25 protein-coding genes are annotated in these 20,177 nt (G+C 65.8%); 23 read left to right on the top strand and 2 right to left on the bottom strand.

Annotated features, from left to right (window positions below):
- The 8 genes from BN60_RS18855 to BN60_RS18820 form a co-directional block, all read left to right on the top strand.
- Positions 1-1,857: ParB/RepB/Spo0J family partition protein (locus tag BN60_RS18855; RefSeq protein WP_043284109.1), on the top strand; the 1,857-nt coding region annotated here is incomplete at its 5' end.
- 56 nt (positions 1,858-1,913) lie between these two features.
- The gene (locus tag BN60_RS18850; protein ID WP_043286148.1) at positions 1,914-2,135 is read left to right on the top strand and encodes a hypothetical protein; all 222 of its coding nucleotides are present in this window, start codon (positions 1,914-1,916) and stop codon (positions 2,133-2,135) included.
- 108 nt (positions 2,136-2,243) lie between these two features.
- A complete protein-coding gene (locus BN60_RS18845) occupies positions 2,244-2,801 on the top strand; it encodes a hypothetical protein (RefSeq protein WP_020697685.1) in 558 nt (185 codons plus the stop codon).
- A gap of 64 nt (positions 2,802-2,865) precedes the next feature.
- The gene (locus BN60_RS18840) at positions 2,866-3,282 is read left to right on the top strand and encodes a hypothetical protein (RefSeq protein WP_020697684.1); all 417 of its coding nucleotides are present in this window, start codon (positions 2,866-2,868) and stop codon (positions 3,280-3,282) included.
- Entirely contained in the window at positions 3,275-3,919 is a 645-nt protein-coding gene (locus BN60_RS18835) for a hypothetical protein (protein ID WP_020697683.1), read from the top strand. Before BN60_RS18840 ends, BN60_RS18835 begins: the two co-directional genes overlap by 8 nt.
- A 156-nt stretch (positions 3,920-4,075) precedes the next feature.
- Positions 4,076-8,407: a strawberry notch family protein gene (locus tag BN60_RS18830; RefSeq protein ID WP_020697682.1), complete on the top strand. Its 4,332-nt coding sequence runs from the start codon at positions 4,076-4,078 to the stop codon at positions 8,405-8,407.
- Positions 8,407-9,447 carry a DUF7146 domain-containing protein gene (locus tag BN60_RS18825; RefSeq protein ID WP_020697681.1) on the top strand — a complete coding sequence of 347 codons (1,041 nt, stop codon included), beginning with the start codon at positions 8,407-8,409 and terminating at the stop codon, positions 9,445-9,447. The genes BN60_RS18830 and BN60_RS18825 overlap by 1 nt, the downstream gene beginning before the upstream one ends.
- A gap of 342 nt (positions 9,448-9,789) precedes the next feature.
- Positions 9,790-10,716 carry a DUF2493 domain-containing protein gene (locus BN60_RS18820; protein ID WP_043286146.1) on the top strand — a complete coding sequence of 309 codons (927 nt, stop codon included), beginning with the start codon at positions 9,790-9,792 and terminating at the stop codon, positions 10,714-10,716.
- A 50-nt stretch (positions 10,717-10,766) separates the two neighbouring features.
- Here BN60_RS18820 and map read toward each other — a convergent pair whose 3' ends face one another.
- Both map and BN60_RS18810 read right to left on the bottom strand, forming a co-directional pair.
- Positions 10,767-11,558 carry a type I methionyl aminopeptidase gene (map, locus tag BN60_RS18815; RefSeq protein WP_020697679.1) on the bottom strand — a complete coding sequence of 264 codons (792 nt, stop codon included), beginning with the start codon at positions 11,556-11,558 and terminating at the stop codon, positions 10,767-10,769.
- Positions 11,555-11,767 carry a ParD-like family protein gene (locus BN60_RS18810; protein ID WP_020697678.1) on the bottom strand — a complete coding sequence of 71 codons (213 nt, stop codon included), beginning with the start codon at positions 11,765-11,767 and terminating at the stop codon, positions 11,555-11,557. The genes map and BN60_RS18810 overlap by 4 nt, the downstream gene beginning before the upstream one ends.
- Before the next feature lie 417 nt (positions 11,768-12,184).
- On the opposite strand from BN60_RS18810, the gene BN60_RS31010 reads away from it, so the two are divergent.
- From BN60_RS31010 to BN60_RS18740, 15 genes are all read left to right on the top strand, one after another.
- Positions 12,185-12,352: a hypothetical protein gene (locus tag BN60_RS31010; RefSeq protein WP_020697677.1), complete on the top strand. Its 168-nt coding sequence runs from the start codon at positions 12,185-12,187 to the stop codon at positions 12,350-12,352.
- Positions 12,353-12,486: 134 nt separating this feature from the next.
- Positions 12,487-12,927 carry a hypothetical protein gene (locus BN60_RS18805; RefSeq protein WP_020697676.1) on the top strand — a complete coding sequence of 147 codons (441 nt, stop codon included), beginning with the start codon at positions 12,487-12,489 and terminating at the stop codon, positions 12,925-12,927.
- A gap of 575 nt (positions 12,928-13,502) precedes the next feature.
- The gene (locus BN60_RS18800) at positions 13,503-13,829 is read left to right on the top strand and encodes a DUF736 domain-containing protein (protein WP_020697675.1); all 327 of its coding nucleotides are present in this window, start codon (positions 13,503-13,505) and stop codon (positions 13,827-13,829) included.
- A 189-nt stretch (positions 13,830-14,018) separates the two neighbouring features.
- Positions 14,019-14,267, top strand: a complete 249-nt coding sequence (locus tag BN60_RS18795) for a helix-turn-helix domain-containing protein (RefSeq protein ID WP_020697674.1) — start codon at positions 14,019-14,021, stop codon at positions 14,265-14,267.
- A 98-nt stretch (positions 14,268-14,365) separates the two neighbouring features.
- Positions 14,366-14,647 carry a DNA -binding domain-containing protein gene (locus BN60_RS18790; protein ID WP_020697673.1) on the top strand — a complete coding sequence of 94 codons (282 nt, stop codon included), beginning with the start codon at positions 14,366-14,368 and terminating at the stop codon, positions 14,645-14,647.
- A gap of 100 nt (positions 14,648-14,747) precedes the next feature.
- Positions 14,748-14,969 carry a transcriptional regulator domain-containing protein gene (locus BN60_RS18785; protein WP_020697672.1) on the top strand — a complete coding sequence of 74 codons (222 nt, stop codon included), beginning with the start codon at positions 14,748-14,750 and terminating at the stop codon, positions 14,967-14,969.
- A 79-nt stretch (positions 14,970-15,048) separates the two neighbouring features.
- Positions 15,049-15,513, top strand: coding sequence for a DUF2285 domain-containing protein (locus BN60_RS18780; RefSeq protein ID WP_020697671.1), 465 nt, complete (start codon positions 15,049-15,051; stop codon positions 15,511-15,513).
- A 143-nt stretch (positions 15,514-15,656) separates the two neighbouring features.
- Positions 15,657-15,938 (top strand): helix-turn-helix transcriptional regulator, encoded by a 282-nt coding sequence (locus tag BN60_RS18775; protein ID WP_020697670.1) that lies wholly within the window; start codon positions 15,657-15,659, stop codon positions 15,936-15,938.
- Between the two features lie 17 nt (positions 15,939-15,955).
- Positions 15,956-17,116, top strand: a complete 1,161-nt coding sequence (locus BN60_RS18770) for a replication initiator protein A (RefSeq protein ID WP_043284104.1) — start codon at positions 15,956-15,958, stop codon at positions 17,114-17,116.
- Positions 17,113-17,766, top strand: coding sequence for a ParA family partition ATPase (gene parA / locus BN60_RS18765; RefSeq protein ID WP_020697668.1), 654 nt, complete (start codon positions 17,113-17,115; stop codon positions 17,764-17,766). Before BN60_RS18770 ends, parA begins: the two co-directional genes overlap by 4 nt.
- A complete protein-coding gene (locus tag BN60_RS18760) occupies positions 17,763-18,014 on the top strand; it encodes a ribbon-helix-helix protein (protein WP_020697667.1) in 252 nt (83 codons plus the stop codon). The genes parA and BN60_RS18760 overlap by 4 nt, the downstream gene beginning before the upstream one ends.
- Complete coding sequence (locus tag BN60_RS18755; RefSeq protein ID WP_020697666.1) at positions 18,011-18,532, top strand: DUF2840 domain-containing protein; 522 nt, start codon at positions 18,011-18,013, stop codon at positions 18,530-18,532. Before BN60_RS18760 ends, BN60_RS18755 begins: the two co-directional genes overlap by 4 nt.
- The gene (locus BN60_RS18750) at positions 18,529-19,074 is read left to right on the top strand and encodes a S26 family signal peptidase (protein ID WP_020697665.1); all 546 of its coding nucleotides are present in this window, start codon (positions 18,529-18,531) and stop codon (positions 19,072-19,074) included. Before BN60_RS18755 ends, BN60_RS18750 begins: the two co-directional genes overlap by 4 nt.
- A gap of 38 nt (positions 19,075-19,112) precedes the next feature.
- Positions 19,113-19,445 (top strand): DUF736 domain-containing protein, encoded by a 333-nt coding sequence (locus BN60_RS18745; RefSeq protein ID WP_020697664.1) that lies wholly within the window; start codon positions 19,113-19,115, stop codon positions 19,443-19,445.
- 4 nt (positions 19,446-19,449) lie between these two features.
- Positions 19,450-20,172, top strand: coding sequence for a lytic transglycosylase domain-containing protein (locus BN60_RS18740; RefSeq protein WP_020697663.1), 723 nt, complete (start codon positions 19,450-19,452; stop codon positions 20,170-20,172).
- Positions 20,173-20,177: the final 5 nt, after the last annotated feature.

Here is a 20,177-nt window from a genome sequence, read left to right as displayed (position 1 = left end):
CTGGCCAAGACCGCTCCGGTCCCCTGCGTCGTCTCCGACTCCAAGGCCGATGTGCTGATCGACGAGGTGTCGCTGGCCGAGAATATCGAGCGTGCGCCGTTGCATCCGCTCGATCAGTTCCGCGCCTTCCAGGCCATGCGCGACAAGGGCATGACCGACGAAGCGATCGCCGCCGCCTTCTTCGTTCCGGTCCAGGTGGTGAAGCAGCGGCTGCGGCTCGTCACCGTCTCGCCCGCGCTTCTCGATATTTACGCCGAGGACGGCATGACCCTCGAACAGCTCATGGCCTTCTCGATCTCGGAAGACCACGCGCGTCAGGAGCAGGTGTGGGAAGCGATCAGCCATAGCTGGTCGAAGGAACCCTATCAGATCCGCCGCATGCTGACCGAGACCACTGTCCGCGCCTCCGACAAGCGCGCGGTCTTCGTCGGTATCGATGCCTATCAGGCCGCAGGCGGCTGCATCCTGCGCGACCTGTTCCAGGACGACGACGGCGGCTGGCTGCAGGACCCCGTTCTGCTTGATCGACTCGTCGCCGAGAAGCTGAAGACCTGCGCCGACGAGATCGCCGTCGAGGGCTGGAAATGGGTCGATGTGGCCATGAGCTTCCCCTACGGCCACGATCATGGCCTTCGCGAACTCTCCGGCGCGATTGTCGATCTGACCGATGAGGAGCGCGCCACGCGCGAAGCGTTGCGGGCCGAGTGTGATCGGATCGAGGAGGAATATTCCGAGGCCGATGAGCTGCCCGACGAGATCGATCAGCGCCTGGGCGAGCTCGAGCAGGCCCTGGAAGCCTTCGAGCGTCGGCCCGTCATCTACGATCCGGCCGAGATCGCCATCGCCGGCGTCTTCGTCAGCCTCGACAGCGACGGCTCGCTGCTGGTCGAGCGCGGCTATGTGCGTCCCGAGGATGAGATCCCGGTCGATCTTGAAGGCGGAGAAGAGGCCGATGCCGATGCGCCCGCGGTGCAGCGCGCGGTCATCACCATCGGAGGCCAGCCCGCCGAGCCGGAGGAGGACGAGGACGACGGCCTCAAGCCGCTGCCCGAACGTCTCGTGATCGAACTGACGGCCCATCGCACTGTGGCGCTGCGCAATGCCGTGGCGGAGAATCCGCGGGTCGCCATGACCATGTTGCTGCACAAACTGGTCAGCGACACCTTTCGGCATACCGCGCCGACGGGGTGCCTTGAAGCCAGTGTCCGGCACATCTTCTTCCCGGCTCAGTCGGACGAGCTGAAGGATAGCGAGTCCGCGCGCGCCGTGAACGAGCGGCATGAACGCTGGGGCGACCATGTCCCGGCCGACGACCAGGCCCTCTGGGACTGGCTCACCCATCTCGATGACGGCACACGCATGGACCTGTTGGCCTTGTGCGTGAGCTACGGCGTCAACGCGCTCTTCGAGCGGCCGAACCCGCATTCCGGTTCGGGCGTCAGTCGCCATGGCCTCGACGTGCGCCTAGCGCAGGCCGACCGGCTCGCTCGCGAAACCGGCCTCGACATGGTGGCGGCGGGCTGGCGGCCGACCGTTGGCAACTATCTCGGCCGTGTCACCAAGCCGCGCATCCTGGAAGCCGTTCGCGAAGGCGCCGGCGAGCGGGCCGCGCAGCTCATCGACCACCTGAAGAAGGGCGACATGGCGAAGGAGGCCGAGCGCCTGCTGGCCGACACCGGCTGGTTGCCCGAGCCGCTGCGCCTCGCCTCGCTCGATGGCGATCAGGCTCACGATGCCAATGCGCAGACGGACGGCGGCGATGACACGGCCCTGCCGGATTTCCTCGCCGAGGATGGCGAAGAGGACGAGGGTGCCGACGCCGAGGACGAGGAAACCGTCCTGGCCGCAGCCGAGTGAACACGACAACGGGGAGCGGTCTCGGCCGCTCCCCTTACTTCTTCGAGGAGATCATCATGCCCATCATAAACGCGACCCCGACGCGCCGCGTCGTGTTCCAGTATCTCGTGCCCGTCCATGTCGAGGTCGAGGACGGCCTTGTCACCCGCGTCACCGTCATCGACGAAACCCCGGTGCGCGATCCCGCCGTCGTCGAGGGGGACGCGACCTACCTGGCCGAAGCGGTCATGGCCTCCGACGACGGTCAGCCCTGGCCGTCCTGGTCCTTCGGCTACTGACCGGATCGGCTGCGGCGCCGGCAATGAGAGTGAGAGTTCGGGCCGGTCGGCCGTGACGGGCTAGCAGGTGGAGGAGAGGCCTCCGCCGTCCGTCGCGGAGTATTACCGATGGCCCATGCCAGTCCTGCCCCCTTCGCCTCGGTCGGTCAGATCCTTGGCGAGACGGTGCTTCCCAGACTTCACCGCGCGCAAAAGCTCCCGCTGCGCGTCTCATGCCTCGGCACGATCAGCTATGAAGGGGCCACCGACGGCGAGTGCCGCGACCGTAGTATCTCGCTGGGGGACGCGGCTTCCCCTCAAGACGCCATGGCCCTTGCCGCCCTGCGCGTCGCGCGCGGCGATATCCGCATCGGTCCGGACGACACGCTGCATTTCCAGCCACGGCTGATCGCGGTCCAGGACAACGCGCTGGGCCTGGTCCTCGCCGGGGACATCCGCGCCGGCGTCATCCTCTGGCAGCATCCCGTCGCCAGCGACCGCGAAGCCCGGCGCATCGTCACCGAAGCGAGCCGGATACGCGGCCTGGCTTTCGCCGCCTCCGGCCGCGGCGATCACGGATCGGCGCGCGACCTTCGCTATCAGGCCTCCTGCCTCGAAGCGCGCCTAGTCGATCCGCTCTGGCGCGAAACCGCCGCCGACCTTCTCCGGCTGCCGCAGGCCGCCTGACCTGCGTCCCATTCCTTCAATCAGCCCGGCCTCGCGCCGGACTTTGATATTTCGGGAGCCTGTCATGGCCGACTATTTCACGCATTTTTCTTGTCTGCTCGACGTCGGCACCCCCGACAACGCCGCACGCGCACTCGACCTCTACAGTCAGCTTTCCGAAGAGGGAGCTTCGGAGGAGCCGCCGTCCGAGGGCTTTCTTCTTTCGATCCAGCCCGAGCACGGCGGGACCACGCTCTGGATGCGCGACGACGTCACCGGCGATCCCGAGCGGCTGATCCAGTTCGTGAAGCGTTGCGCCGCCGCCTTCGGGCTGACGGGGCGCTGGGGGTTCCAATACGCCAACACCTGTTCGCGGCCGCGCGTCGACGCCTTTGGCGGTGGCGCGCATGTGCTCGACCTCGCCACCGGCGCGACGGTGGCCTGGACCTACACCAGCGGCTGGCTTGCCGAGGTGCTCGACGGAGGCGATCCCGATGCCTGAGATCATCGAAACCACCGTCTATCGGCTCGCCGAACTCTCCGATTCCGCCAAGGAGAAAGCCCGATCCTGGTATCGCGAGATCGGCTTCGAGCACGATTGGTACGAATTCGTCTATGACGACTTCGTCCGCATCGGCGAAATCCTCGGCCTGTCCTTCAAGACCCGGCCGGTGCGGCTCTATGGCGGCGGCAGCCGCCAGGAGCCTTGCATCTGGTTCAGCGGCTTCTGGAGCCAGGGCGACGGCGCCTGTTTCGAGGCTCATTATCGCTATCGCAAGGGCGCGCCGAAGGCCTTGCGCGATTATGCCCCGCACGACGAAGCCCTTCACCGCATCGCTGATGCGCTTCAGGCTGTGCAGCAGCGCAATTTCTTCCAGCTCCGCGCCGAAACCACGCATGGCGGGCGCTGCTATCACGAATACTGCATGTCGGTTTCTGTGGAACGCGACAGTCCGACCTGGCAGCCCATGACCGACGGTGCGGAAGAAGCCGTCACCGAGACGCTGCGCGACCTCGCCCGGTGGCTCTACCGCCAACTCGAACGCGAATATGAGCACCTGACCTCGGACGAGGCGATCGACGAATCCATCGTCGGCAACGACTACACCTTCACCGAGGCCGGTCGCCGGTTCGGTTGATGTCCAAGCGCCCAGCCTTCGCGGTTGGGCGCTTTTTTCATGTGAGCCATTGCGAGTCCCTTGAGAGGGAGAGGACCGCCGGGACAGGACGAGTCCGGGCGGTTGAGAGAGAGCGCCGCGCGGGCTTGTCCCTTCCGCTCTCCCGAGGCTTTTCCCATGACCCTGGCTTTGACGTCAGCGGCGGCCGACGCCGCCGCATTCCCTCATGTCGCTCCCGTTCCCGCCGCAGAGGCCGCCGCCTTCGGCGCGGCCCAACGCCTTGTGGTTCACCTCGAACGCGGCGAACGCATCGACGCCGCAGCGCTGCGCAGTGCGATGGAAGCGGCGTTCGGCGCGTCGGATACGACCGGCGCCTGGACCTGGAAGACGGCCTATGACGCCTGCGAGGCTGCGACCGTCCTCTTCCTCCAGAAGTACGGCAGGGCGCTTTTCCGTAAAGCCGCTTCTCCGGCTGCACGGCTTTCCGCCATCACGAAAATCGCCGGACTCCTGCCGACGCACACGCGCCGCTCCGAGGAAAGCCAGGCGTTGCAGCAATTCTCGACGCCGACGCCGCTTGGGCTCGCTGCCGTGACCGCGGCCGCAATCATGCCGCGCGACATCGTGCTTGAACCCTCGGCCGGCACCGGGCTGCTCGCGATCCTCGCCCAGATCAGCGGCGGCGCACTCCTCCTCAACGAGTTGGCTGACGCTCGCGCCGATCTGCTCGCCGCGCTCTTCCCGGCCGTCGCCATCTCGCGTTTCGACGCGGCCCAGATCGACGATCATCTCCCGCCGACCGCCGCACCCACCGTCGTCATCATGAACCCGCCGTTCTCGGCCATGGCCAATGTCTCCGGCCGCATGGCCGACGCTGCCTATTGCCATGTCGCCTCCGCTCTCGCGCGTCTCGCCGATGGCGGCCGCCTGGTCACGATCACCGGCGCGAACCTCGGGCCTGAGACTCCAGCCTGGTCCGACGCCTTCAGGCGGCTTCAGGAGCGCGGCCGCGTCGCCTTCACCGCGGCGATCGACGACTCGGTCTACGCCCGCCATGGCACGACGATCGAAACCCGGCTGACCGTGATCGACAAGCTCCCGGCGGACGATCCGACCGTCTTCCCGACCTCTGCGGGCGTCGCGCCCGATGTCGCCACCTTGCTCGGCTGGATCGAGGCTCAGGTCCCCTCGCGCCTTGCCATGCCGACGCCAGCGGCTCAGCCTGCCAGCCTAGCCGCGTCGCCGCGTACTGTGCGCGGCTATCTCGCGCGCGCCTCGGCGCCTCGCCCATCCGCGTCGCTCGCCATCGAGCCGGAGGGCGTCGAACTCGCCTATGAGACCATCGACTGGACGCCGCCCGAGGGCGCGCGCCTCACCGATGCGATCTACGAAGAATACGGATTGCAGTCGATCCGCATCCCCGGCGCACAATCGCATCCGACCAAGCTCGTGCAATCGGCGGCCATGGCCAGCATCGCGCCGCCCAAGCCGAGCTACCGGCCGATGCTGCCGGCGAACATCTGCGATCTTCTTTCGGACGCCCAGCTCGAAACCGTCATCTTCGCCGGCGAAGCCCATTCCGACTTCCTCACCGGATCATGGACGGTCGATGAGACCTTCGATCTCGTGAAGGCTGCTCCGCCCGAGGCCGAAAACGCCGTGCGCTTCCGGCGCGGCTACATGCTCGGCGACGGGACCGGCGCCGGCAAGGGTCGTCAGTCAGCGGGCATCATCCTCGACAACTGGCTGCGCGGTCGCCGCAAGGCGGTCTGGGTCTCGAAATCCGACAAGCTGATCGAGGACGCTCAGCGCGACTGGTCGGCTCTCGGCATGGAACGGCTGCTGGTCACGCCGCTCTCGCGCTTCCCGCAGGGCAAGCCCATCACCTTGTCGGAAGGCATCCTATTTACGACCTACGCCACGCTACGCTCCGACGACCGCGGCGAGAAGGTTTCGCGCGTCCGGCAGATCGTCGATTGGTTGGGCTCCGATTTCGATGGAGCCATCATCTTCGACGAGGCGCACGCCATGCAGAACGCCGCTGGCGGCAAAGGAGAACGCGGCGATGTCGCCGCCTCGCAGCAGGGCCGCGCAGGCTTGCGCCTTCAGCACGCCTTGCCGAACGCGCGTGTGACCTATGTTTCCGCCACCGGCGCCACCACTGTCCACAATCTCGCCTATGCGCAGCGGCTCGGCCTCTGGGGCGGCGAGGACTTTCCCTTCGCCACCCGCGCCGAATTCGTCGAAGCCATCGAGGACGGCGGCGTCGCGGCCATGGAGGTGCTCGCGCGCGATCTGCGTTCGCTCGGGCTCTACACCGCCCGGTCGCTCTCCTATGACGGCGTCCAATACGAGCTGATCGAACACCAGCTCACCGACGAACAGCGCGGCATCTATGACGCCTACGCCGGGGCCTTCGCGCTCATCCATAATAATCTCGACGCGGCGATGCAGGCCGCCAACATCACCGGCAGCGACGGCACGCTGAACAAGCAGGCGAAGTCCGCCGCTCGCTCGGCGTTCGAGTCCGCCAAGCAGCGCTTCTTCGGCCATCTGCTCACGTCGATGAAGACGCCGACGCTGATCCGTTCGATCGAAGGCGATCTCGATGCGGGCCATGCCGCCGTGATCCAGATCGTTTCGACCGGCGAAGCCTTGATGGAACGTCGGCTCGCGGAGATCCCGACCGAGGAATGGAACGATGTGCGCGTGGACATCACGCCGCGGGAATACGTCCTGGACTATCTCGCCCATTCCTTCCCGGTCCAGCTCTACGAGCCCTTCACCGACTCGGAGGGCAATCTGTCGTCGCGCCCGGTCTATCGGGATGGCCAACCTGTCGAGAGCCGGGAGGCCGTCGCCCGACGCAACGATCTGATCGAACGGCTCGCTTCGCTGCCGCCGGTGCCCGGTGCGCTCGACCAGATCGTGCAGCGGTTCGGCACGGAGATGGTCGCGGAGGTGACGGGCCGATCGCGGCGCATCGTGCGCAAGGGCCATTGCCTCGTGGTCGAGAACCGCGCGCCATCGGCGAACCTCGCCGAGACCAGCGCCTTCATGGACGATCAGAAGCGCATCCTCGTCTTCTCCGACGCGGGCGGTACGGGACGCAGCTATCACGCCGAACTCTCCGCCCGGAACCAGCGCCTGCGCGTTCACTACCTGCTGGAGCCGGGCTGGAAAGCCGACGCCGCGATCCAGGGCCTCGGTCGGACGAACCGCACCAACCAGGCCCAACCGCCGCTGTTCCGGCCCATCGCGACGGACGTGAAGGCGGAGAAGCGCTTCCTCTCCACCATCGCCCGCCGCCTCGATACGCTAGGCGCGATCACGCGCGGCCAGCGCCAGACCGGCGGACAGGGCTTGTTCCGGCCTGAGGACAATCTGGAATCGAGCTACGCTCGCGATGCCCTTCGCCAGCTCTATCTCCAGATCGTGCGGGGCAAGGTCGAAGGCTGCTCGCTCCAGCGTTTCGAGGACGCCACCGGCCTGAAACTGATGGACGAGGGCGGCATCAAGGACGAGCTGCCGCCGATCACGACCTTCCTCAACCGGCTGCTCGCGCTCACCATCGAGCTGCAAGGTATCCTGTTCACCGCCTTCGAAATGTTGCTCGAGGCGAAGGTGGCGGGCGCCATCGCCAGCGGCGTCTATGACGTCGGCCTGGAAACGCTGACGGCGGAGAGCTTCGTCGTCACCGAGCGGACCACCATCTACACCCATCCGGCGACGGGTGCGGAGGCGCGTCTTCTCAGCCTTGTCGAGCGCCGTCGCAATCGACCGACATCGACGGACACCGCGCTGGCCTGGCTGGACGATCCGCATGCCCGGCTGCTCGTGAATGAGCGCTCTGGCCGAACCGCCGTGCAGATCCCTGCGCCGTCGCTCATGCTCGACGACGGCGAGATCGAACGGCGCGTGCGGCTGATCCGGCCGATGGAGCAGCATCACGCCTCGCTGAAGATGATGGCCGACAGCCACTGGCAGGAGGCTGATCGCGAGACCTTCGCCGCCATCTGGCAGCGCGAGGTGTCGGAGGTCCCGGCTTTCACCGAGAGCACGATCCATATGGTCAGCGGCCTATTGCTGCCCGTCTGGAAGCGCCTGCCCAACGAGTCGACGCGCGTCTATCGCCTTCAGACCGACGACGGCGAGCGCATCATCGGCCGACGCGTCTCACCGGCCTGGGCCGCCAACGCCGCCTCGACCGGCGCGACCAACCTCGGCGCGGAGGACGCCTATGCGGCCCTGATCGACGGCCGCACCATCCTCGACCTCGCCGAAGGTCTTCAGCTTCGCCGTGTCCGTGTGATGGGCGCAAACCGCATCGAACTCTCCGGTTTCACGGACGCTATGCGCGACCGGCTGCGGAGCTACGGGCTGTATAGCGAGATCATCTCGTGGAAGCTGCGCTTCTTCGTGCCCATCGATGCGACCGGGCCGGCCGTCCTCGAAAGACTGCTCGACACCTATCCACTGACCGGCATCTCCGAGCGGTTGGCGGCATGATGGCTCGGATCGATGCCTCCGATCTGGCACATCGTCTCGGCCGACAGGCCGAGGCGGTCTGCCGCCACTATCTTTCCAACGGCCGCCGTCAGGGCGGCTATTGGCAGGTCGGCGACGTCCGCAACACCAAGGGCCGCTCGATGTTCGTGCGGCTCCGCGACACGCCCAAGGGGCCAGCGGGCAAATGGAATGATGCGGCCACCGGCGAGCATGGCGACCTGCTCGACGTGATCCGGGAATCGCTCGGCCTCATCGACTTCACCGATGTCGTCGAAGAAGCGCGCAGCTTCCTCAGCATGCCGCAACCCGAACCGCTGCCGGCGCCATCGCGACAGGGCAGAGCGCCAACCCCATCGGGATCGTCCGAAGCTGCGCGCCGCCTCTTCGCCATGTCGCAGCCGATCGCGGGCACCCTCGTGGAAACGTATCTCCGCAAACGCGGGATTACGGCTTTGCACGGAACCGGAAGCTTGCGCTTTCATCCGAGGTGCTATTATCGTCCCGAGGACGACGGCCCGACCGAGATCTGGCCGGCGATGATCGCCGCCGTCACCGATCTGGGCGGCACGATCACCGGAGCGCACCGCACCTGGCTCGCACCGGATGGCTCCGACAAGGCGCCGATCGACACGCAGCGCAAGGCGATGGGCAATCTGCTTGGCGCTGCAGTCCGCATCGGCGTGCCGGGCGACGTGATGGCGGCAGGCGAAGGCATCGAAACCATGCTGTCGCTGCGTCAGGTCGTGCCCGACATGGCGATCGCGCCCGCGCTCTCCGCAGCGCACCTTGCCGCCATCCTGTTCCCGTCGGCGCTTCGTAGACTGTACATCGTCCGCGACAACGACCCGGCAGGAGACGGCGCGGGGGACAATCTGATCGAACGCGCCAACGCGGCCGGGATCGAGGCGATCGTGCTCTCGCCGGTGCTCGGGGACTGCAACGAAGATCTGCGCCTGCTTGGGCTGGATGCGCTACGGTCCGGAATCCGCGTGCAGCTCGCCCCCCAAGACGTCGCCCGCTTCATGGCGATCGCAGCATAGCCGGTATCTGAAGGCGAGGCGGCCCGGCGCCGCCATGCTCGCTAGCTGCTGGATCCGTCAGAGGGACCGCGCCTCGGCCTTCGAGAGGGCGATCGGCCGTCAGCCGGGCCGGATCGGCAATGGCTGCGGCCGACGATTTTCCGGCGGCGCATGTCCACCCCATGCGGTAGGCCGCATGGGGACCCCGGACCCGCCCCTTTCCATCGCGAACCAAAATCGCCGGCCTCTGCCATCCTCCGCTGACGCTTCGGCCCTGCGCCTTGCTCCGGGTGCAGGTCCGACCCGTCCGACGGCTTCGTCGCCATGAAGGCCGCGGTCGCGGTCCAACCGACGGAGCATCCCATGAACGAGCACGACGACTTCGAACCGCATCACGACTCGTCCCCGACTGACGACATGCTGCAGGAACTCCAGCTTTACGGCTATCGCCCCTCCGAGGACGAACCCGATCCCCGCCCGGTTCCGGAAGACCGCGTCATCGAAGGCGCTGTCGCAGACATCTTCGACGCCCTCATCGCCACCCTGGCAGACACCAGCCTCGATCACGACCTGGGCGAACTGCTCTGGTCGACCGTCAATATGTTCCACCGCGCCGTCAGCCGCGTCGAGGATACGCTCGACGACAACGAGCAGGGCCAGAAGCGCCTCCAGCGCGAACAGGACGGCTCCGAGGTCAAGTCGCTGCAGCTCGAGAACCTGATCGACATGGGCAGGAGCCTCATCGAACGCCGCGACAGCCTAGAGGTCTTCCGCGAAAGCGCAGCCGAGCATTACCTTCGCGTCACCGGCTCGCCGTGGTCGCCCCGGACCGGATCACGGGTCAGCCATTGCCATCTCACCGCCGCGATGATCGACAGCCGCGACTTCCTCGCCGCCAAGCGACGCGCGGAAACCGAGGTGCTGGTTCCGGCCGGGCCGAAGATCGCCTTCTCCGGCGGCGACACCACCGACCACCAAGCCATCTGGGCCAAGCTCGACCAGATCCACGCCAAGCACCCCGACATGGTGTTGATGCACGGCGGTACGCCCAAAGGCGCCGAGAAGATCGCCGCCCGCTGGGCCGACACTCGCAAGGTGCCGCAGGTCGCCTTCAAGCCCGACTGGACGAAGCACGGCAAGGCCGCGCCCTTCAAGCGCAACGATCAGATGCTGACCGTCATGCCGATCGGTGTCGTGATCTTCCCCGGCACCGGCATTCAGGACAATCTCGCCGACAAGGCCCGCAAGCTGGGCATTCCGGTCTATCGGTTCGGATCGGGCGGCGCGTGAGCGCCGCCCTCAGCCTCGACGGTCTCGGTAGTTTGCTGGCGTTAGAGGGTCTATGCGCCTACGCCGCGCATAGCGGCGGCGGACCGTGCCTCGTCCGAACGCAACGTCAACACGCGGACGCCGTCACGAGTGACCGCAACGGTGTGCTCAAACTGTGCGGAGTGCTTGCTGTCCGCTGTGACAACGGTCCATCCGTCGTCCTCAGTCCGGACCGTCCTGCGCCCTTGGTTCAACATGGGCTCGATCGTGAAGACCATGCCCTCCCGCAGCGTAAGACCGGTGCCCGGCTTCCCAAAATGTAGAACCTGCGGAGCCTCGTGCATCTCGCGCCCGATGCCGTGGCCGCAGTATTCCCGCACGACTGAATAGCCGTTCCGCTTAGCGTGCCGCTCGATAGCGAAGCCTATGTCGCCAAGCTTTGCACCCGGGCGCACGGCGCGGATGCCCTTCCACATGGCCTCATAGGTGGTGTGAACGAGCCGCCTTGATGGGGGCGCCACATTCCCGATCAAGTAAGTTTTGCTGGAATCTGCAATATAGCCGTGCTTCTCGAGCGTGATGTCGAAGTTGACGATATCGCCGTCCCGCAGCACCTCGTCACTCGACGGGATTCCGTGGCAGACGACCTCGTTTCTTGAACTGTTCAAAACGAAGCCGTAGCCATACTGGCCCTTGCTTGCAGGTCTCGCGTCAAGTTGATCGACAATGAACGCCTCGACGAGGTCGTTAACCTGCAGGGTGCTCATCCCGGCGAGAGGCAGCCCATCCAGGTGCGCGAACACGGAAGCGAGCAGACGCCCGGACTCCGCCATCAACTCCACCTCAGTCGGTGTCTTCGTCATGCCGCCGCAGCCGCGAGATCAAGAGGGTCGACGCCCGCCGCCTTCAGCTCACGCGCCACAAGCTCCTGGAAGGTGAGGCCCGGGTTGAGCTCACAGAGCATGCCGATCCTGATCCAGAACGTCGCCTGGCCATTGATCGATCGACAGGACGCCTTGCTCGCTCGGCGAAGCTGCTCGTGGAGCTCATCCTCGATATTGACGATGCCCATTGCGCACTCCCACATACATCATATACGATTCGTAAATGTTTTATATATTCAGAGGCAAGGTGCGGCAAGAGGTACGCGGCAGGGTTACGCCGCAGCTCTCTCTTCTGCGACTCCAAGTGGGGAAGACCTCGTCGACGGCTCCCGCCCATGACCGCAAAGGGTCTCGTCACCCGCCACGTCGATGGTCAAACCTTCCTTGAGGGCAAGACTCGCGGCTCCTGAAGCGAAAACCACCCCCGCTTATCTGCGCTGATCCTTGGTCAGACTGATCGCCTGACGCCATCAACCCGTAAAGGGTCGGCTATGCGAGCATGCCGCCGCTTCGGCTGCGCCTACGCGGTGATTGCAGCGTTCAATCCGACACTTCGGGCGCCTGTCAGCGGGGGACGGTCCTCCGCTCAAACAGGAGCCGGAGCAATGTCCTTTCCCGACGCGCACGCCTACGCCTTCAGCCTCGCCACCACCTTGATGGCCGTCATCGTCATCTTCCGCGCCGGCGACGGCACTCTCTCGGTCACGCCCGCCAACGAGTTCGACGGCGACGAAACGGAGATCGTCAGCGAGATCGATCCGTTCGCCCCATGACGGGGCGACGTCCGTCCGATTGAAGCGGCAACCGATCGGTTTCCGCTCCCCGATGGCGCCATTCCCTGCTACAATTGAGCGGCGCCGTGGTGGTGGTGGCGCAACCGTCAGACCATTCTCACGGAGACACCACCATGATCTTCCTTGGCATCCTTCTCAGTTTCGCCGCCATCGGCTTCCTCTGCTGGCTGCTCTTCACTCTTGCCGTCTATGCGCTCCCGTTCTTCGCGGGCGTGAGCCTCGGCATGTGGGCGTATGGCACAGGCGCCGGCTGGCTCGGCGCGATCATCATCGGCTTCGTCGGTGCCGGCCTGACCTTCGGCATTGGCCAATTCCTGCTCGCCACCGTGCGTCCGATCTGGGCGCGGCTCCTGATCGCTATCGCCTTCGTCGCGCCTGCGGTGATCGCGGGATTCCACGCCACTCACGGCGTCGTCAAACACACCATGCCGTCAGACACCTGGCAGCTCGTGTTCTCGGTCATCGGCGCCCTTGCCGTAGGCGTGACGGCGTTTGCGCGGATCACCGGCATGGCGGCCACCGACCAATCGGGAGGGCATCTCTCCCGCGCCTGATACGAGGGCGTGCGTGGTCAAGCCTCATCAAGGACTCTTCCATCCTCGTCGTCGAGGCTGGGATCAGGTCGGGGGATCGCACCAATCGTCGGCACAAGCCCAATTGTGCGAATCTCGGATGGGGAGGGCTTGGATGGGAGGCGGTCTGCTGCACACGACCGACCGCCCTCAGGCCGGCGAACATTTCCGAGAATGGCGTCGAGGGCCTACGGATCGCGTCATGACCCGACAGGGAAGGCGAAGCCGGTGAGACTGGATCGGGGCGGTCTGTCGGTTCGGGCAGGTCGCCAGTGTCTCCGGTTTCTCTCCATTCAGCGACCGCTCCAAACGGCCTCTCCAATGGCCTGATCTGGCCGAAGGACGGCTGCGCCTCGAGCGCCTATGCCACAACGGCGCCTCCCGACTTTCTTCCCCTGCCGGCTGCGCCGTCATTCCTCGCGAAACAACAAAGTCGCGCCTGCGCCATCCTCCGCTGCGCTGCGGTCGCAAGCGATGTGCCGGCGCTCGCCCCCGGCCTGCCGATCGCCATCGAGGCCGCAATGGTGCGGGCTCGAAAATGGAAACGGAGACTTATCATGGCGACCATCGGCACCTTCAAGAAGACCGCCTCGAACGAATTCACCGGCGACATCGTCACCCTGAGCGTTCAGGCCAAGAACGTCCGCATCGTCCCCGACCTGCGCGCCAACGGCGAAAACGCCCCCAGCCACCGGGTCCTGGTCGGCCGAGCCGAGATCGGCGCTGCCTGGTCCAAGCGCTCCAACGAGGGCCGCGACTATTTGGGCCTCAAGCTCGACGATCCGAGCTTCAACGCCCCGATCTACGCCAACCTCTTCGACGACGAAGACGGCGAAACCTACTCCCTCATCTGGTCCCGGCCCAACGGCCGCCGCACCGACTGAAGCGACAGGAAACGGCCCCGACCAATCCGGTCGGGGTCCTTTCTTTGGCTGCAACGGACCTCGAATCAGTTCGCCACCCCTCGAACTTTCATCGCGACAAGGGGAGCTGAGGCGGTAGAGGGCTAGCAGAACGACTAAAATAGTCGTAGTTCTGGAGTACGCGAAGGCCCGAGTGGGAGGTGATCATGCATGATCACCGCCCGACAGTCACGGGCCGCACGCGCGTTACTGGGTTGGACACAGGAGACGCTCGCTGACAAGGCCCGAGTATCGCTGACCGCGCTCAAGCGCCTCGAATCCGAAAGCGGACTGGAGGTGTACGAGTCGACGCGGGATCAGGTTCGAAGGGCTCTCGAATCTGGCGGGATCGTCTTCCTCTCCACCGACAAGGGCGAAGGCGTGTTGCTCCTGCACGATAGGAGCGGTCTGCCGCGCTAGCGGCGCCGATCTCATAGCCGCCATCCTTGTCGTGCAAAGAGGGCGTCCAACCTCATAAGAAGGTTAACGAGGTTGATGCGCGCGACTATGGTAGCCTGATGGGACAGCCCAAACAGACCCTTCTGGACGAACCGCCGTCCAGCGATACGCTCACATCTTACGACCGCGAGCACATGAAGCTCTACCTGCGGCTGCTGGACGCCGAACGCGACGGCGCCGACTGGCGCGAGGCCGTCCATATTCTGTTCGGCCTGGACCCAAATCGTGATCCCCAGCGATGCCGCGGCATGCACGAGGCGCATCTCGCTCGCGCGCATTGGATGACCGAACACGGATATCGCGAATTGGTCAGAGAAAGCCAGCAGCGACCGTTCGCGTGATGCCGCTCCGGCATCACCTGCTGACAAATCACTGACTTCCCCGATGCAACTCACAAGGGAATCGTAAAGCCCCTAAAATGCGTAACTGGAGGGGATTGCGATGACACCCGATGCATCCACATGGCGCTCCGTGGCGGAATATGACCATCTGGATGCATTGACGGCGTCCGATCTGGCCTGGGAATGGCTTCGCCGCAATGAAGCGTATGACGCGGATTTCGAAGCGCTGGCTGCGGCCGATGTGCCGAAAGACCTGACCATCCAAATTCAGCAGCGCTGGGGTTTGCGATTTCCCCGTCGACCCACGGACGCCACCGCCTGAAGCTGCGGTCCTGTGGCTTCCGCAAGATGACACGAGCATCGTCATACTGACTGAAGCCCCGGCAGACCTCGAACGAGTGATGTCACGCACGCGCATCAGGGGCGACAGCTATCGGCCGTCCAACGACGAGGGCGAGACGGCGTTCCGCTACGTGCTCGGAAATGGTCAGCGCCTTCAGATCGTCGATTATGCCGAGAAAGGATCTGCAGAAGTCGCGGTCATTCCACTCGGCCTCGACGGCTTCGACCGGATCGAGGCCGTTCATCGGCTCCTATCGGCTTTGCATGGCCGCGCCATTCCGCCCGACAGGCGCTTGACGCGGCAGCAGCGCACGCGGTTGCGCAAGATGCTGCAAGCGATTGACGGGGATCGCGATGGAGCGACCCAGCAGGAGATCGCGCAAGTCCTCTTCAACATCGGCCATCTCGATCGCGACGAATGGCAGGCGTCGTCCGCACGTCACAGCGTGAAGGCCCTGCTGCGCGACGCCCGCGCGATGATCGCCGGCGGATATCGAAAACTGCTGCGCCATCGGCGCCGATAATAGCTGCCCTCGATCCTCCGCCGTTGGGCGAAATCAATACCCCCTAATTTCGCCCTGCAACACGCCAGCTTTCCTTCGCCACCGTGGTCGTTGTTCGCCGCTGAACCGCAGCGGCTTCCCGCAACACCACGGAGGCCCGTTCCATGCGACCCGATACCGCCGTTCTGCCGCCACGCTTCCTGCGGACCAAGGAGGCCGCAGAATTCCTCAGCCTTTCCGCCCGCACGCTCGAAAAGCACCGTACCTACGGTACGGGGCCAGCCTATCGAAAGCTCGGCGGCCGCGTCGTCTATTCCGTTGAGGACCTTGAGACCTGGGCCGCCCGTGGTGCGGTCACCTCGACCTCCGATCCACGCGGCTCCGTCCTTCCCGCCAAACGCCATACGCCATCGACGGGCCAGCCCGTCGGTCGCTTCGCCCGCTGATCGCGCCCGGTCCGTTCATGGCAGTGCGGCGTCGTCACCCATCGGAGCGCGGCCAGCTCGACCTGTTCCGGGCGCTCCCTGGCGACTTCGCGCCAAGAGACGCGCAGGATCTCATGGCCTATCCCTTCTTCTCCCTCTCCAAATCCCATCGCATCGCGCCGATCGACTTCGCCGTCGGCGGCGTCGCGATCCGCGTGGAAGCGGTGCCCGATCACGGCATGGCGACCATCTGGGACGCCGACATCCTGATATGGGCGGCGAGCCAGATCGTCGAAGCCCGTGACGCCGGACTGCGCACATCGCGCCTGATGGCTGCCACCCCATACGAGATCCTGACCTATGTCGGCCGCGGCACCAGCTTGCGCGACTACCAACGGCTCAAGGCTGCGCTCGATCGCCTGCAATCGACCACCGTCTCCACCTCGATCCGGCAACCGGCCGAGGGGCGTCGCCACCGCTTCTCATGGATCAACGAGTGGCAGGAACGCACCGACGGCAATGGCCGGCCGGACGGGATCGAACTGATTGTTCCCGACTGGTTCTACAAGGCCGTGCTCGATGACGCGCTCGTCCTGACCATCGACCGCGCTTATTTCGATCTGACGGGCGGCCTGGACCGCTGGCTCTATCGCCTGGTGCGCAAGCATGGCGGCCGCCAGCGCAGCGGATGGCGTTTCGACCTGCGCCATCTCCACCAGAAGTCGGGCAGCCTCTCGCCGTTCAAGCGTTTCGCTTTCGAGCTGCGCGACATCGTCCGCCGTCAGCCGCTCCCCGGCTACGCGCTCTTTCTCGAGGTCGAGACCGGCGGCCGCGTCCTGCTCGCCTTCGAGCCGCATGCGCCCTGTGGAAAGCCTGTGCACGGGCTCGTGCTATCAGGAACCCGAACTATCGTGCCATCGGGAACCCCAGGCTCGTGCTATCAGGAACCCAAACAGCGTTTAACGCACGGAAAGAAAAGCCGAAATCGGCCCCTTAACTTAGAGTCTAACCAAGAATCTAACTCTGAAGAGCGCGCGCGCGATGTGGAAAACCTCATCCGGGCGACGGCGCGCAACCTCAGCTCTGGCTCGTCGGATCGCAGAGCGACTGCGCCGAACGGCGCCCAGACAAAGCTGTTCGACGATCAATCCCAAGCCGGACAACGTCCCTTTCGGGGTCGCTCGGGAGGGGTGCGATGATCGTCGCATTCCTCAACCAGAAGGGGGGTGTCGGAAAGACGACGCTCGCCCTCAACCTCGCTGGTGAACTGGCCAGCCGCGGAAAGCGAGTCACCGTCATCGACGCCGATCCGCAAGGGTCAGCGCTCGACTGGTCGCAACAGCGTAGCCGCGAGGGCCTTCCGCGCCTCTTCGGCGTCGTCGGCCTGGCGCGCGACACGCTGCACCGCGAAGCGCCCGAGCTGGCACGCGATGTCGATCATGTGGTGATCGACGGCCCGCCACGCGTCGCCGCGCTGATGCGCTCGGCTCTGCTCGCCGCCGACCTCGTCCTGATCCCGGTGCAGCCGTCGCCGCTCGACGGATGGGCGTCGGCAGAAATGCTCGCGCTCCTCGCTGAAGCGCGCATCTACCGGCCCGATCTTCTGGCGCGCTTCGTTCTCAACCGCTGCGGCGCGCGCACTGTCCTGGCGCGGGAGACCGCCGAGACGCTGGCCGATCACGATCCGCCCGTGCTCGCCACAACCATCGGACAGCGCATCGCCTTCGCATCGGCGGCGCAGACCGGCCGCCTTGTCTGCGAGCTGGATGATGCGGCGACGGCGGCCCGGGAGGTCGTGGCGCTGGCGAACGAAATCGGCCGCCTTCGTGCAGGGAGGCCAAGCGCATGAGCGAGCGCCCAACGCGACGCGGCTTCGCAACGCGCCCTGCCGACGCCGAGCAGTGGATCAAGGCGGCCGATGCGCCGCCGCGCGAGGTCGCCGCTTCCAATTTCACCGCACGGCTCACCGTCGACATCACACCGGACCTGCGGGGCCGCATCAAGATTGTCGCCTTCCAGCACGGCGTCACCGTCGCCGACATGCTGCGTGCGCTGCTCGAGCGCGAGTTTCCCCCGAACGATGGAGCCACCTCATGACCGGCATTGCGGCCTCCCGCGTGCGCAGCGGTCCAGTGCCGCCGGCGCATCTTCACAACGACATGACCCGTGTCGAACTGACGTGGCTGGAGAAGAAGATCGAATACTGGATCAGGTTCGGCCGCCAAGCCCACGAACAGATCCTCGACCGCCGTCGACGTGTCGTCGGCTTCCCGCCGAACGCTGTCTTCGCCTTCGTTCGTTGGGCCGCCAACGACTACGGCACGATCATCTCACGCATCGACATCCTTCGCGCGATCGCGCGGGGCGAGGCCTACCAGACAGTTCCCTTCGTGCGCCCCGGCGGCGAAATCCTGCTCAAGGTCGAGAGCTGGCCGAAGGTCGAGGACGTGCTTCGACATATCGATGCCATCGAAGCGCTCGGCATCGACGCCTGCGATGTTGCGCCCGACCATTGGCGTCACGTCGCCCACCGGATGCAGGCCGGTCACGCGCCGCGCCCCTACACGACCGAGCGCCATCTGGCGTGGCTCAAGCGGCACGGAGTCGAAGGATGACCCGAGCCGCCTACGTCAAAGCCACGGTCATCGCCACGCTCGGCGCTACGATCGCCATCGCCGTTCCGACAACTACTAAGCTTGTCTGGAACATCACACCGAGCGTGCCGATCGGCCTCTACAGCATCGCGCCCTCTCACCGGCTCGAGGTCACCGATCTCGTCGCCATCATGCCACCCGAACCGCTCGCCGGTTTCATGGTCCGGCGCGGCTACATCGGTCCCGATGTGCCGCTGCTCAAGCGCGTGATGGCGCTGCCGGGACAGCGCGTCTGTCGCATCGGCGCGGCGATCACCGTCGATGATGTGCCGCTCGGCGATGCGCGCGATCGCGATCGCATCGGCCGCGAACTGCCGATCTGGCAGGGCTGCCGACAGCTCGCCGCGGGCGAACTCTTCCTCATGAATCCCGACGCCGGCGACAGCCTCGACGGGCGCTACTTCGGTCCGCTTGCCGACACGACCGTGATCGGCCGCGCGACGCCCGTCTGGACCGACGAGGACGGCGACGGCCGCTTCGTCTGGCGCGCGCCGACGCGCTGATCGCTCCCTTTTCCCACCCGCAACCAAGGAGACTTCCCATGCAGATCGGTATGTTCACCCGCGAAGCGAACGGCTTCACCGGACAGATTCACACGCTGACGCTGACCCGTGATCTCGCCATCATCCCGGCCGAACCGTCCGAGACGGAGAACGCCCCGGACTACCGCATTCACCAAGGCGGCGACGAAGGTCCCGAAATCGGCGCGGGCTGGACGCGCACCGGCGAACGTGCAGGCGAATACGTCGCACTCGTCATAGACGATCCGGCTTTCCCGCACCCGATCCGCGCCAATCTCTTCCGCGACGACGACGCCGGTTCGGCCTGGTCCCTGCATTGGAGCCGTCCGACCAAGCGCGACGCAAAGGACTGACGCCATGCAGCGCGCCGTCCTTCTCCTCCTTTCCGGCCTGGTCCTGACAGCGAACGCGGCGTTGCCCGTCCGCGCGCAGACCGCGCCACCGGCGCGCACGGCATCCGTCGATCCGCACGCCGGTCATGTGGCCGAAGCCTCGCAGCGCTTCGGCATTCCCGAAGCGTGGATCATCGCCGTCAAGCGCGCCGAAAGCGCAGGCGACGTGCGCGCGATCTCGTCGGCCGGGGCGATGGGCTTGATGCAGGTCATGCCCGACACATGGGCAGGGCTTCGCGTGCGCTATCGCCTCGGCCGCAATCCTTACGACCCGCGCGACAACATCTTCGCGGGGACGGCGTATCTGCGTGAGATGTATGACCGCTACGGCACGATTCCGGCGATGCTCGCGGCCTACAATGCGGGACCAGGCCGCTACGACGAGCACTTGGCGACGGGCCGAGCGCTGCCCGCCGAAACCCGCGCCTATGTCGCTCTTCTCGCCCCGCAGCTCGGCTCTGCGGCGCCCTCGAGCGGCGCTCCGGCTCCGCCGCCGCTGACGCCAGATTGGCGCGAGGCCCCGCTGTTCGTTACGCGATCGGCCGACGCTGGTTCTGCAAACGGCGCACCATTCGGCAGCCGTGCGGTCAACGCTCGCTCGTCCCTTACGGCTGCGCCGGATGGCGACGGAGGATCGCAAGCAGCGCCCATTATTCTCGCTCGCGACGATACCGGAGACCCGCAATGACGGCC

The sequence above is a fragment of the Reyranella massiliensis 521 genome (assembly GCF_000312425.1).
Lineage (GTDB): Bacteria > Pseudomonadota > Alphaproteobacteria > Reyranellales > Reyranellaceae > Reyranella > Reyranella massiliensis.
The sequence above is the reverse complement of the archived record's forward strand: the minus strand, read 5'-3'. Positions and strand labels throughout refer to the sequence as shown.

What these genes read in the sequence shown, in the direction of transcription:
- BN60_RS18820 (WP_043286146.1), top strand. Translation starts at nt 9,790, where the DNA reads ATGAACGAGCACGACGACTTCGAACCGCATCACGACTCGTCCCCGACT.
- BN60_RS18755 (WP_020697666.1), top strand. Translation starts at nt 18,011, where the DNA reads ATGACCGGCATTGCGGCCTCCCGCGTGCGCAGCGGTCCAGTGCCGCCG.
- BN60_RS18805 (WP_020697676.1), top strand. Translation starts at nt 12,487, where the DNA reads ATGATCTTCCTTGGCATCCTTCTCAGTTTCGCCGCCATCGGCTTCCTC.
- BN60_RS18790 (WP_020697673.1), top strand. Translation starts at nt 14,366, where the DNA reads ATGGGACAGCCCAAACAGACCCTTCTGGACGAACCGCCGTCCAGCGAT.
- BN60_RS18740 (WP_020697663.1), top strand. Translation starts at nt 19,450, where the DNA reads ATGCAGCGCGCCGTCCTTCTCCTCCTTTCCGGCCTGGTCCTGACAGCG.
- BN60_RS18785 (WP_020697672.1), top strand. Translation starts at nt 14,748, where the DNA reads ATGACACCCGATGCATCCACATGGCGCTCCGTGGCGGAATATGACCAT.
- BN60_RS18770 (WP_043284104.1), top strand. Translation starts at nt 15,956, where the DNA reads ATGGCAGTGCGGCGTCGTCACCCATCGGAGCGCGGCCAGCTCGACCTG.
- BN60_RS18830 (WP_020697682.1), top strand. Translation starts at nt 4,076, where the DNA reads ATGACCCTGGCTTTGACGTCAGCGGCGGCCGACGCCGCCGCATTCCCT.
- BN60_RS18840 (WP_020697684.1), top strand. Translation starts at nt 2,866, where the DNA reads ATGGCCGACTATTTCACGCATTTTTCTTGTCTGCTCGACGTCGGCACC.
- BN60_RS18775 (WP_020697670.1), top strand. Translation starts at nt 15,657, where the DNA reads ATGCGACCCGATACCGCCGTTCTGCCGCCACGCTTCCTGCGGACCAAG.
- BN60_RS18760 (WP_020697667.1), top strand. Translation starts at nt 17,763, where the DNA reads ATGAGCGAGCGCCCAACGCGACGCGGCTTCGCAACGCGCCCTGCCGAC.
- BN60_RS18795 (WP_020697674.1), top strand. Translation starts at nt 14,019, where the DNA reads ATGATCACCGCCCGACAGTCACGGGCCGCACGCGCGTTACTGGGTTGG.
- BN60_RS18835 (WP_020697683.1), top strand. Translation starts at nt 3,275, where the DNA reads ATGCCTGAGATCATCGAAACCACCGTCTATCGGCTCGCCGAACTCTCC.
- parA (WP_020697668.1), top strand. Translation starts at nt 17,113, where the DNA reads ATGATCGTCGCATTCCTCAACCAGAAGGGGGGTGTCGGAAAGACGACG.
- BN60_RS18810 (WP_020697678.1), bottom strand. Translation starts at nt 11,767, where the DNA reads ATGGGCATCGTCAATATCGAGGATGAGCTCCACGAGCAGCTTCGCCGA.
- BN60_RS31010 (WP_020697677.1), top strand. Translation starts at nt 12,185, where the DNA reads ATGTCCTTTCCCGACGCGCACGCCTACGCCTTCAGCCTCGCCACCACC.
- map (WP_020697679.1), bottom strand. Translation starts at nt 11,558, where the DNA reads ATGACGAAGACACCGACTGAGGTGGAGTTGATGGCGGAGTCCGGGCGT.
- BN60_RS18780 (WP_020697671.1), top strand. Translation starts at nt 15,049, where the DNA reads ATGTCACGCACGCGCATCAGGGGCGACAGCTATCGGCCGTCCAACGAC.
- BN60_RS18825 (WP_020697681.1), top strand. Translation starts at nt 8,407, where the DNA reads ATGGCTCGGATCGATGCCTCCGATCTGGCACATCGTCTCGGCCGACAG.
- BN60_RS18845 (WP_020697685.1), top strand. Translation starts at nt 2,244, where the DNA reads ATGGCCCATGCCAGTCCTGCCCCCTTCGCCTCGGTCGGTCAGATCCTT.
- BN60_RS18745 (WP_020697664.1), top strand. Translation starts at nt 19,113, where the DNA reads ATGCAGATCGGTATGTTCACCCGCGAAGCGAACGGCTTCACCGGACAG.
- BN60_RS18850 (WP_043286148.1), top strand. Translation starts at nt 1,914, where the DNA reads ATGCCCATCATAAACGCGACCCCGACGCGCCGCGTCGTGTTCCAGTAT.
- BN60_RS18750 (WP_020697665.1), top strand. Translation starts at nt 18,529, where the DNA reads ATGACCCGAGCCGCCTACGTCAAAGCCACGGTCATCGCCACGCTCGGC.
- BN60_RS18800 (WP_020697675.1), top strand. Translation starts at nt 13,503, where the DNA reads ATGGCGACCATCGGCACCTTCAAGAAGACCGCCTCGAACGAATTCACC.